The organism is Frigidibacter sp. (assembly GCF_030695035.1).
GTDB lineage: Bacteria > Pseudomonadota > Alphaproteobacteria > Rhodobacterales > Rhodobacteraceae > Frigidibacter.
This window is the reverse complement of sequence record NZ_JAUYTT010000021.1, coordinates 20,939-32,265: the sequence shown is the minus strand read 5'-3', so window position 1 is coordinate 32,265 and position 11,327 is coordinate 20,939. Positions and strand designations below refer to the sequence as shown.

Below are 11,327 nucleotides of genomic sequence, written 5' to 3'. Positions count from 1 at the left end.
CTGAATCAACAAGAATAACGGGAGAGACAAGAATGAACGGATTCCGCCTCACACGGCGCGCCCTGCTCGGCACGGCACTCGCAACCCCGGCGCTGGCCCAGGGCTGGGCGCCGACGCGGCCGCTGCGTTTCGTCGTGCCCTTCCCGCCAGGTGGCGCCACGGATGTGGTGGCGCGTGTCATCGCCGACCGGATGCAGGACAAGCTGGGCCAGGCGGTGACGGTGGAAAACCGCACCGGCGCCGGCGGCAATGTGGGCGTCGAGAATGTGGTGCGCAGCGCGGCGGATGGCACCACCATCCTGATGGGCACGACGGGCACGCTGACCATCAACCCGCATCTCTACACCAATATGGGCTTCAACCCGGCCACCGACCTCACGCCGATCGGCATGGCGTTTGCCACCGACCATGTGCTGATCGTCAATCCCTCCGTCCCCGCGCAGAACCTGGCGGAGTTCCTGGCGCTGCTGCGGGCGCGGCCCGGCGCGCTGTCCTACGGCTCGGGCGGCAATGGCTCCTCCACCCATCTGGTGCCGGAGCTGTTCAAGCTGGTGGCGCGGGTCGAGATGCAGCACGTGCCCTATCGCGGCAGCGCGCCGGCGCTGAACGATACGGTGGCCGGCAATGTGCAGGTGATGCTGGACCAGCTTCCCTCCGCGCTGGGCCAGATCCAGGGCGGGCGCGTGCGCGCGCTGGCGGTGACTGGGCCGCGCCGCTCCACCCTGCTGCCGGACCTGCCGACCTTTGCCGAAGCCGGGCTGGCGGAGGCGCAGGCCACCTCCTGGGGCGCCGTGATGGCGCCTGCCGGCCTGCCCGCGGCCACGACGGAGCGTCTCTCCGCCGTGCTGCGGGAAATTCTGGCCGAACCCGGCGTGCAGCAGCGGCTGCGCGCGGCCGGCGCCGAGGCGGTCACCTCCACCCCCGCCGAGCTTGCCGCCACCATGCGCGACGAGACGGCGAAATGGGGCCGCGTGGTGCGGGAAGCGCGGATCACCGTGAACTGAGCGCGCCTTGACGGCGGCCGCAGCATCGTCAGGCTGCGGCCGCATCCATCAAGGCTTTCACGACATGCGTTCGCTGCCCCGCTGGGCGTGGTTTGCCATCCTGCTCGGCCTGCTGGCTGCCACGGCGCTGATCCTGCTGGCCATGGGGCGGGAGCCGATCTGCAAATGTGGCAGCATCAGGCTCTGGCATGGCGATGTGATCAGCGCCGAGAATTCGCAGCACATCTCGGATTGGTACACGCCGTCCCACATCGCGCATGGGCTGATCTTCTACGCCGCCCTGCACCTGGTGGCGCGCCGCCTCGGCCTGCTGCCGCGCGCCGTGATCGCCACGGTGATCGAGGCGGGGTGGGAGATCGTCGAGAACACCGATGCGGTGATCCGCCACTACCGCGAGGCGACGATCGCACTGGATTATTTCGGCGACAGCGTCCTGAACTCGACCATGGACATCGTCGCCATGTGGGTGGGTTTCGCGCTCGCGGCGCGACTGCCGGTCTGGGCCAGCGTCGCGCTGCTGGTGGTGATGGAGGTGGGTGTCGCGCTGGTGATCCGCGACAACCTCACCCTCAACGTGCTGATGCTGCTCTGGCCGATCGAGGCCGTGAAGGAGTGGCAATCAGCCAGGTAGCTGCTCCGCCCAGTTCAGCTCCTGATGCACCAGGCTTGCCCAATAGGCGGCACCGAGGCCCAGGATCTCGTCGTTGAAGTCGTATTGTGGCGTATGGACGTTGTGGAAGCTGCCATCGGCCTTCATGCCATTGCCGATCCGCATGAAGACGCCGGGCTTTTCCTGCAGCATGAAGGCGAAATCCTCGCCACCGGTGCTCAGGCCGACCTCGCCCACCTTGTCCGCACCGACCACCGCCGCGGCGGCGGCGATCGCCACCGGCAGCTTCTCCGCCGCATTCACGGTCGGCGGGCAGAGCGGCACATAGGTGAAGGTCGCGGTGCAGCCCTGCGCCGCGGCCAGCGTCTCCGCCAGTGTCTGCAGGCGGGTGCGGATGATGGCCTGGTCGCTCTTCTCGAAATACCGCGCCGTGCCGCGCACGATGACCTTGGCGGGCATGACATTGGGCGAATCGAAGCTGCCGCCCGCGACATGGCCGACGGAAAGCGCGGCGCTGGCGGTGGGCTTCAGGTTGCGCGGCAGGATGGTGTGCACCGCCATCAGGAACTGGCCGAGCACCACCGTCGCATCGGTCGCCAGATGCGGCGCGGCGCCGCCATGGCCGCCGGTGCCGTGGAACTCCACGCCCCAGAAATCGGCCCCCGCCAGCATCGGCCCCGGCCGCGTCGCGAAGCTGCCGACCGCGAGGCCCGGCGAGTTGTGCAGGCCATAGACGGCATCGACGGGAAAGCGATCGAACAGCCCATCCTTGATCATCGCCGGCGCCCCGGTGCCGGCTTCCTCCGCCGGCTGGAAGATGAACTGCACGGTGCCGGCGAAATCCGGCTTGCCGGCCAGGTAGCGCGCGGCGCCGAGCAGCATGGTGGTGTGCCCGTCATGCCCGCAGGCATGCATCTTCCCCGGCACGATGGAGGCATGCGCGAAGTCGTTCTCCTCCTGGATGAACAGCGCATCCATGTCGGCGCGCAGCCCGATGGCGCGCTTCCCGGGGCGGGCGCCCTTCAGCGTGCCGACCACGCCGGTGCCGCCGATGCCCTCCGTCACCTCGATCCCCCATTCGCGCAGCTTCGTCGCCACCAGGGCGGCGGTGCGATGTTCCTCGAAACGGGTTTCCGGGTGGCGGTGGATGTCCTGGCGGATCTCCTTCAACTCGGGCTCATAGGCGCGGATCGCGTCGAGGATGTCCTGGCGCATCAAGTCTCTCCAGTTCGGCAGTTCAGTTCGGCCAGGCGGCCTTGGCCATCGGCGCCATCGCGGTGACATCAGGCTCCAGCGTCGCACCGAGGCCCGGCGTTTCCAGGCTGCCGATATCCAGCATCCCGTCACGGATGGCCAGCCGCGGACCATGCGCGGTATCGGCATAGAGGCCCGGATGCGCTTCCAGAAAGGCGTAGGCCTCCGCCTTCGGGCGGCCCGAGAAGCCATCGATGAAATGATGCCCGTTGCGTTCGACATGCGGCAGGCCGAGCAGCGCCACCAGCGCCAGATCCTGCTGCACGCAGACGCCCGCAAGCGTGGTGAGATCCTCGGCCGACATGAAGTAGCGCTCCCGCTGCTCCTCCGCATTCCAGGCGCGACAGCGCGCCAGGTTGATGAAGGACCGCCACACGCCCTTGCAGGATTTGGAGGAGACGCCCGCATAGCCCAGCGCACGAGCGGTGACGAAGGCATCCAGCGGGCCGTCGCTTTCATCGATGATGACGGGCCGTTCCGCGGCCAGCGCCGCCATCCCGGTCTCCAACGCGCGCGCACGCTTCACCGGCTGTTCGATATACAGGATGGAGCGGCACAGCCGATCCAGCCGCGGTTCCGCCTGCATGGCGCGCCACAGCGCCAGCGCGCCTTCCGCATCCTCATATTGTTCGTTGCCATCGAGGCTGGCGTGGTAGCCGCCATGGGCGCGGTCGAGCACGCCGGCGATGCGGCAAAGCCGTTCCACATCCTCCGTGACGTTGCCGCCGACCTTCAGCTTCCAGTAGCGATGGCCGTAGCCCGACGCCACTTCCTCCAGCGTCTCCGGCAGGCTGTCATTCACCCGTGTGTCCTGGTCGCCGGCGGTGATCGGGTCCACCAGCCCCACGGTATGCCGCGCATGCAGCCGTTGCAGCGGCGCCTGGCCCGCGAGCATTCCGGCGAAATCGAATCCGGCGAGGTCGGGGGCCACCGCATGCGGCGCCATGCCGCCGATATTGCCGCGCATGCCGGTCCAGAAGGACACGCCCTTGGCCTTCAGCACCGCATCCAGCATGGCGCGATCGAGCAGCGCGCGGCCATAGCTGGCGACCAGCGGGTTCAGCGCCTCCTCCGCCGCCGCCGCGGCCAGGGCCGTGTAGCTGTTGGCGAAATGGCCAAAGGCGGTGTCGGCGCCGGCGGCCAGGCTGGCTTCCGTGGCCAGTTCCAGCGCACGGCGCAATTGCTGTTCATTCTGCGCGTCGGACAGCTTCGGGTCCTTGTCGAACCATTTGGCCGCCAGCGTCTCCGCCGCCACGCCCCAGGCCTCGCTGCCATCCTCCAGCCGGATCCGCGCGCGGATCACCGCCTGCCGTCCCTGCGTCACCGTGATGACGCCGAAGCGGAAAGGCAGGCGCAGCGTGAAGGGCCATTCGAAGCGCTGGGTTTCCAGCAGCGAGAAGCGGAGAGTCATTCTTCCAGGATTCCTCGCAGATAGCCGATGGCGCGTGCGGCGCTGGTGGCGCCATCCGGATGGTAGTCGAAAGGCTCCACCGCACAGAAGCCGGAATAGCGCGAATCGATCAGCGCATCGAAGACCGGGCGGAAGCTGTCGCGGCCCTGGCCCGGCCCGCGGCGGTTGCGGTCGTTCAGATGCACATGCGCGATGCGGCCGGTCGGGATGAAGCGGCGCAGCAGGGCGGCCGCGCTGTCCTGCTCGCCATTCCCGGCGGCGCTGACGTCCAGCATGGTGGCCAGCCCCGGCACATCGAGGCGCGTGACGATCTCCACCGCCTCCGCCACCGTGCGTGCCCAGTTTGTCTGGCCCGCATCCAGCGGTTCCAGGCAATAGGTGAGGTCATGTTGCGCGGCCCAGCCACCGGCCCGCGCCATCGCTTCCTCCGCCCGCGCCCCGTCGCCACCTGCCGCCACATGCCGCTGCTTCGGCGAGCCATGCACCAGCAGCGTCGCGCCGAGATCGGCGGCGAGGCCCACGAGGCGCTGCATCACGTCCAGCGTGCGCTGGCGCGTGGCGGGATCGGCGGTGGTGATGGACAGGCCCGCGGGCGCTACCAGCAACCAATGCAGCGATGTGATCGGCGCGCCTTCCTCCGCGGCGATGCGCCGCAGCTCCGCGCGCTTCGCGGCGGGCAGCAGATGCGGCGCCTCCGCATCCAGGGTGAAGGGCGCCACTTCGAGCCCGTCATAGCCCAGTGCGGCGGCCAGCTTCGCCTGTTGCACGAAGGGCAGCGCCGCAATGACTTCATTGCACAATGAAATTCGCATGTTCAGGTCAGTTCCTCCACCCGCATCCCATGCGCGGATCGCCGTGCGGCGTCCAGTATGCGAAGCGGCAGCACCCCGCCTTCGTGAAGATCCGGGCCGTGATTCACGCGCGTCCGTACCGCTTGCAGAAACGCCGAGAGCTGCGCCGCCACCACCCCCACCGGGTCCAGCGCGCCAGCGCCGAGATCCTCGGCCGGCGCATGGTCCGGCAGCCAGGCGCCGCCCGGGTCGTTCCGCCGGGCCGGGTGATGCGCGCCACGGCGCAGGCGCAGCGTCTCCGCCATGAAATCCACCTCCGCCAGCGCGGCATTGCCGGCCACGGCGAGCAGCTTGCGCGTCTCGGCGCCCGGCACGACGGCGTCGGCGTGTTCGCCGGGCAGCACGCAGCCGGCCTCGATCAGCGCGGTGGCGCCGGACGGGAAGCGAAGCTGGATCACCGCCAGATCCTCCCGCCCACGGCCCAGCGGGTCCGACAGCGTGGCGAAGACGTGGCTCGGCGCCTCGCCGGCGATCCAGGGCAGCAGGTCGGCGAAATGCACAGCGTCATTCAGCAACGCGCCGGAATCGCCGCGGGCGCGCTTCAGCCCGGACATGCGCGCGGACAGATGATGGATGCGCCCGAAGTCGCCGGCGCGGGCCAGGCGATGGATCGCCTGCGCCTTCGGATGGAAGCGGAAATACAGGCCTAGCTGCACGATGCGCCCGGTGGCCAGTTCATGCAGCGCGGCGGATTGCGCGGCGGTCTCGGTCGCCGGCTTTTCCAGGAACAGGTCACGCCCGGCGCGCAGCACCGCTTCCGCCAGCGTCGCATGGGTGGCGGGTGGCGTGGCGATGATCGCGGCATCGCAATCGCGCAAACCGGCGTCCAGCCCCTGCACGAAGCGCGTGCCGGGCGGGGCGGCGGCCCGCATCGCCGCATCCGGCTCCAGAACCGCCACTTCCTGCCCCAGATCGAAGCCGAGCCGCGCCAGCGCCGCCAGATGGATGCGCCCGAAGGCGCCGCAGCCGAGGAGCAGCAGGCGGGTCATGCGCCATCTCCGCAGGCCATCGTCACGCGGTCAAGCGCTTGACCCTGCACGGCGCGCGCGCGAGCCTTTCGGCATGTTCGAATTCCGCGCCGGGGTGCCCGAGGATCTGCCACGCGCCGCCGCCTTGTCTGCTGCCGTCGGCTGGAACCAGGTTGCGGCCGACTGGGCCTTCTTCCTGGACCACGGCCAGGTGCGCGTGCTGGAGGATGGCGCGGATGACGCGCTGGCGGCCAGCGCCGCGCTGCTGCCCTATGGTCCCGGTCTCGCCTGGATCTCCATGGTGCTGGTGCGGCCGGACCAGCGCCGCCGTGGCCTGGCCAGCGCGTTGCTGCGCTGGGCGATGGATGCGCGGCCCGGCCTGACGGTCGCGCTGGATGCGACGCCGGCGGGGCGTGAGGTTTATGGCCCGCTCGGCTTCACCGATGTCTTCGGCTTCGCCCGCTGGCTGCTGCCCGCGGCATTGCCAACGGGGGCCATCCCGGTGCGGCCGATGCAGGCGGCGGATTGGCCGGAGGTGCTGGCACAGGATCTTGCGGCCTTCGGCGCGCCGCGCGCGCCGCTGCTGCACGGCTTCGCGCAACGCCTGCCGCGGGCCGCCCTGGTTGCGCCCGGCGGCTTCGTGCTGGCCCGGGACGGGCTGCGCACGCCGCAGATCGGTCCGCTGGTGGCGCGCGATGCCGCCACCGCGCTGGCGCTGCTGGCCACGGCCCAGGCCGCGCTCGGCGGCCCCGTGGTGCTGGACGTGCCGGATGCGGCGGAGGAATTCTGCGCTGGCCTCGCCGCGGCGGGCGGCATGAAGCAGCGGCCCTTCACCCGCATGGCGGTAGGCCCGATGCCCCCGGCGCAGACCGGCAAGAGTTTTGTTCTAGCCGGCCCGGAGTTCGGTTGACGGCACCCGCCAGCCGGTTCCACCATCCCCGGTAACCGATGGGTTACCATCATCCAGGGAGGCAGGCATGACCATCTCGATCACCCGCAGGACAATTCTGGCAGCGGCCGGTGCGGGCCTCGCGGCGCCGTCGCTCGTGCAGGCGCAGGCCGGCTGGCGGCCGGACCGGCCGGTGACGGTCATCGTGCCCTGGGCCGCTGGCGGGTCCACCGACCAGATGGCGCGCATCGTCGCGACGGAGCTGGAGGCCGCGCTGGGCCAGCGCTTCGTGGTGGTGAACCAGCCCGGCGCCTCCGGCTCCATCGGCACGCGCAATGCGCTGGAAGCGGCGAAGGATGGCATGACCTGGGCCGCGGGGGCTGCCGTCGATGTCGGCTGCTACAAGGTGCTCGGCCTGCTGGATACGCAGCTGAAGGACTGGAACCTGTATTTCGCGGTGGCCAATGTGAATGTGCTGGTCGCCAACCCCGCCGCCAATATCCGCGACTTCGGCGCGGCGATGGAGGCGTTCCGCGCGCGCGGCGCCAATACCTCCGTCGCCACCGCCGGCGTCTCCTCCGCCGGGCACAACATGATGGAGGCGATCCGCGCGGCGACGCAGGTGCAGTATCGCCACGCCACCTATGATGGCGGAAACCCGGCGATGATCGCGACCGTCAGCGGGGAGACGCCGATGGGCGCCGTGCTGCTGGTGGAAGCCGCCGAGATGATCCGTGCCCGCCGCCTGGTGCCGCTGGCCGTGCAATCCGAACAGGCCGTGACCCTGCAGGGCGTTGGCGAGATCCCCTCGATCCGCCGCTGGCTGTCCGACATCCCGGCGCCGCTGAACTATTTCGGCATCTGGACCCCGAAGGGCGTGCCGGACAACGTCATCACCACCATGAACCAGGTCTGGGCGGACAAGATCGCCAACAGCCAGCGGCTGAAGGACTACGCCAACCAGCGCGCCGCCGTCTTCGCACCGCTGCATGGCCAGAACGCCTATGACGAGGCGTGGAAGATGGTGCGCCAAACGGCTTGGCTGTATTTCGATGGCGGCAAGGCGCAGGTCAGCCCCGACACACTGGGCATCGCCCGGCTTTGAGCGGAAACAGCGACCGCGAACCGTTGCCGCCGCGGGTGGACCTCGCGACGGCGGCGGTGCTGCTGGCCATCGGCCTGGGCGTGATGGCACTGGCCTGGCGGATGCCGAGCTTCGTCGAGCAATCCGGCACCGGCCTGACCGCGCCCGGCATCGTGCCGGGCTTCCATGCGACCGTGCTGGCGGTGCTTTCCGTGCTGCTCGGCCTGCGCGCCATCAGGCGTGGCGCGCTGAAGGCCGGCGCGCCGCAATCCCGCGCCTGGAGCGGGGAGGATGCGCGCCAGCTCGGCACCGCAGCCCTGCTCGGCGTGCTGTATGCGGGTGTGCTGGTGGGGCGGGTGCCGTTCTGGATGGCGACCTCGCTGTTCGTCTTCGCCTTCACCGCCGCCTTCGAATGGCCGGCGGGGCCGGTCGGGCGGGTGCGGCGGCTGGTGGAGGCGGCGGTGCTGGCCCTGGCCACCGGCGGCCTGGTGACGCTGGTCTTCGAGCGGATCTTCCTCGTGCGGCTACCGTGAGAGCAGCCTCTTGAACAACCCGATCACGATGCTGGGCGACGGCTTCGCCCATGTGCTGCAAGGCGGCGCCATCTTCCATGCCCTTTGGGCGGTGCTGATCGACATCATCGTCGGCGCGCTGCCGGGGCTGACAGCCACCATGGGCGTCGCGCTGCTGACCACGCTGACCTTCACCATGGGGCCGCAGGTGGCCATGCTGGTGCTGGTCTGCGTCTATGTCGGCGCGATCTATGGCGGCAGCCGCTCCGCCATCCTGCTGAACATTCCGGGCACGCCGGCTTCCGCGGCCTCGACGCTGGATGGCTTTCCGCTGGCCAAGCAGGGGCTGGCCGGGCGGGCGATGGGCATCTCCACCCTCGGCTCCTGGTGCGGCACGTTGTTCGGCACGCTGATCCTGGCGATGTTCGCGCCGAGCTTCGGCGAATTCGCCCTGCAATTCGGCAGCTACGAGATGTTCTGGGTGGCGCTGTTCGGCATCGTCATCGCCGGCAGCCTTTCGGGCGGCGATCCGCTGAAGGGCTACATCGCCGGCTTCCTCGGCCTGCTGGTGGCGACCATCGGGCAGGAGACCAACCACGCCTATCCCCGCTTCGCCTTCGGCAATCCGGACCTTGCCGGCGGCCTTGGCCTGCTGCCCGTGCTGGTCGGCGTCTTCGGCGTGTCCGAGGTGTTGAACGCCATGCGCGGCCCTGCGGTGCGCGCGGTCTCCAGCAAGATCGACAGCGTCATCCCGCGCATCCGTGACGTGACGCAGTATTGGCGCACCATCCTGCGCTCCGGCGCGCTCGGCACCTTCATCGGCGCCATGCCGGGGCTGGGGGAGGATATCGCCGCCTGGACCAGCTACGCCGCGGCGAAGCGCGCCTCCAAGGAAAAGGAGCTGTACGGCAAGGGCAGCGTCGAGGGGCTGATGGCGGCCGAGACGGGCGAGAGCGCCTGTGTGCCCGGCGCCATCATCCCGGTGCTGACCCTGGCGGTGCCAGGTTCGGCGCCAGCGGCGGTGCTGATGGCGGCGATGATGATCCACGGGCTGAATCCCGGGCCGATGCTGGCGATCACCGCGCCGGAATTCATCTACCAGATCGTCGCCATGCTGGTGATCGCGGATATGGTGAAGCTGGTCTATGGGCTGATCCTGGTGAAGCCGCTGCTGTGGGTGCTGCTGATCCCGCGCTCCCGCCTCATGCCCATCGTCTTCACGCTGTGCACGGTGGGGGCCTTTGCCATCACCTCGCGGCTGTTCGACATCTGGGTGATGCTGGGCGCCGGGCTGGTCGGCTTCATCCTGCGGGAGCTGCGCTTCCCGATGGCGCCGCTGGTGCTCGGCATCGTGCTGGGCGATCTGCTGGACAAGAACCTGCTGCGCGGCCTGGTGCTGACCGGAGGCGACATCTCGCCCTTCTTCACGCGGCCGATCAGCATGGCGCTGTGCGTGCTGACGCTGCTTGCGGTGGCCTGGGCGATACCGGGCTTCGTGCCGCGGGTGATGGGGGTGTTCCGGCGGCGCCCGGCGTAATCAGCAGCCCGCGCGCCGCCCCTCCGCAAACTCCAACAGGCAGGCGGCGTAGCGCAGGGTGAAGCGGCCATCGCCGCCCGCGCCATGGCCTTCCAGCCCCGCTGGCCGGTCCAGCACCAGCAAGGCGCCGGTGCGCGGCGCGAGGCGCGCGAAGGCGGCGGCGCGGCCGGGCGGGTCCGGGGCGTATTCATCGCCGGTGAAGGTGGCAATCGCCACCCGCGTCGTTGGCGCCCGCGCCGCGTCGATGATGCGGGACAGATCGCGCAGCGCCCATTCATGGGCCGGGCTGCCGGTCGGGCCATGGGCGGCGGGGGCGATGGCGATGACGGCATCCGCGCGGCCCGGCGCGTCCAGCGCAGACAGCGCATCCCAGGCGCCGCGGGACTGCCCGGCAGCCACCACGCGGGCATAGCCGCGGGCGCGCAGCTCGGCGAGGGCCAGGCGCATGCGTGCGGCGCCGGCCTCCGTCTCATCCGTCTCCGGGTCCCGGTCCAGGCGCAGCACGTCGTAGCCGGCATTGTTGAAGGCGCGGGCATGTGGCTGCGGCTGGCTGCCGCGGCTGTCGGCGCCGCCGGCGGCGCGGCCATGCGCCCAGAGATAGGCGCCGCGCGCCGCCTGCGCGCCCTGCCACAGGAAACGCTCATCCGGCACCAGCGACCAGCCGGGCCCGGCGGCCAGGGGCGCGGTGGGGGCGATGGGTGCGGGCGTCGCCGCGTCCGGCCACACCACGGCCAGATCCTGCGCATAGATCCGGCAATCGCTGCCGCCATAGGCGGCACAATTGGCCAGCGCCCGCTGCGCCGTGGCCTCGGTATCGTTGTCGATGGCCGCGGCCCAGCCCCAGGCGCCGTTGCGGGCCAGCGCATAGGCGCGGGGGGTGGGCTGCATCAGGAACTGGCGATAATCGGCCCGGCCGCCTTCGCCCACATGGGGAACCCTGCTGGAGTCCAGCAAGGCTGGCTGGGCATGTGCCACCGCCCCGCCCAGGACCAGGGAACAGAGGCTTAGCGCGAAGACGGAAAGACTCTTCAACATGCTGTGATCGAATGGAACCAGACCGCTCCCGGTCTGTCCAGCGAGAATCATGCCGCAGGTCCCCCGCCGCGGAGCGGCAGAAACTCCCCGCCGCGGAGCGGCAGAAACTCCCCGCCGCGGAGCGGCAGAAACTCCCCGCCGCGGAGCGGCAGAAACTCCCCGCCGCGGAGCG

At 70.2% G+C, this 11,327-nt stretch carries 11 protein-coding genes; 6 read left to right on the top strand and 5 right to left on the bottom strand.

All coding sequences use genetic code 11. The features are described 5' to 3' along the window. Nucleotides 1–32 precede the first annotated feature (32 nt). Both Q8S30_RS18520 and Q8S30_RS18515 read left to right on the top strand, forming a co-directional pair. Nucleotides 33–1,004, top strand: a complete 972-nt coding sequence (locus Q8S30_RS18520) for a tripartite tricarboxylate transporter substrate binding protein (protein ID WP_305667500.1) — start codon at nt 33–35, stop codon at nt 1,002–1,004. A gap of 64 nt (nt 1,005–1,068) precedes the next feature. After that, entirely contained in the window at nt 1,069–1,635 is a 567-nt protein-coding gene (locus Q8S30_RS18515; RefSeq protein WP_304813320.1) for a DUF2585 domain-containing protein, read from the top strand. Here the strand turns inward: Q8S30_RS18515 and Q8S30_RS18510 are convergent. From Q8S30_RS18510 to Q8S30_RS18495, 4 genes are read right to left on the bottom strand one after another with little or no spacing between them, the layout of a single operon-like run. Further along, nucleotides 1,624–2,829 carry an amidohydrolase gene (locus tag Q8S30_RS18510; protein ID WP_305667499.1) on the bottom strand — a complete coding sequence of 402 codons (1,206 nt, stop codon included), beginning with the start codon at nt 2,827–2,829 and terminating at the stop codon, nt 1,624–1,626. The two genes, Q8S30_RS18515 and Q8S30_RS18510, sit on opposite strands and share 12 nt — an antisense overlap. Nucleotides 2,830–2,851: 22 nt before the next feature. Next, the gene (locus Q8S30_RS18505; RefSeq protein WP_305667498.1) at nt 2,852–4,279 is read right to left on the bottom strand and encodes a mandelate racemase; all 1,428 of its coding nucleotides are present in this window, start codon (nt 4,277–4,279) and stop codon (nt 2,852–2,854) included. Then, nucleotides 4,276–5,091 carry a sugar phosphate isomerase/epimerase gene (locus Q8S30_RS18500; protein WP_305667497.1) on the bottom strand — a complete coding sequence of 272 codons (816 nt, stop codon included), beginning with the start codon at nt 5,089–5,091 and terminating at the stop codon, nt 4,276–4,278. The genes Q8S30_RS18505 and Q8S30_RS18500 overlap by 4 nt, the downstream gene beginning before the upstream one ends. A gap of 2 nt (nt 5,092–5,093) precedes the next feature. Next, complete coding sequence (locus tag Q8S30_RS18495; protein WP_305667496.1) at nt 5,094–6,119, bottom strand: Gfo/Idh/MocA family protein; 1,026 nt, start codon at nt 6,117–6,119, stop codon at nt 5,094–5,096. 73 nt (nt 6,120–6,192) lie between these two features. Here Q8S30_RS18495 and Q8S30_RS18490 point away from each other — a divergent pair, with 73 nt between their 5' ends. The 4 genes from Q8S30_RS18490 to Q8S30_RS18475 all read left to right on the top strand — a co-directional run bounded on the left by Q8S30_RS18490 (nt 6,193) and on the right by Q8S30_RS18475 (nt 10,120). Further along, entirely contained in the window at nt 6,193–7,008 is an 816-nt protein-coding gene (locus Q8S30_RS18490) for a GNAT family N-acetyltransferase (RefSeq protein ID WP_305667495.1), read from the top strand. Between the two features lie 67 nt (nt 7,009–7,075). Next, entirely contained in the window at nt 7,076–8,092 is a 1,017-nt protein-coding gene (locus tag Q8S30_RS18485; protein WP_305667494.1) for a tripartite tricarboxylate transporter substrate binding protein, read from the top strand. Between the two features lie 35 nt (nt 8,093–8,127). Further along, a complete protein-coding gene (locus Q8S30_RS18480; protein ID WP_305667493.1) occupies nt 8,128–8,604 on the top strand; it encodes a tripartite tricarboxylate transporter TctB family protein in 477 nt (158 codons plus the stop codon). Nucleotides 8,605–8,614: 10 nt separating this feature from the next. Continuing rightward, nucleotides 8,615–10,120, top strand: coding sequence for a tripartite tricarboxylate transporter permease (locus Q8S30_RS18475; RefSeq protein ID WP_305667492.1), 1,506 nt, complete (start codon nt 8,615–8,617; stop codon nt 10,118–10,120). On the opposite strand, the gene Q8S30_RS18470 is transcribed toward Q8S30_RS18475, so the two are convergent. Beyond that, nucleotides 10,121–11,074, bottom strand: a complete 954-nt coding sequence (locus Q8S30_RS18470) for an alpha/beta hydrolase (RefSeq protein WP_305667491.1) — start codon at nt 11,072–11,074, stop codon at nt 10,121–10,123. Nucleotides 11,075–11,327 lie beyond the last annotated feature (253 nt).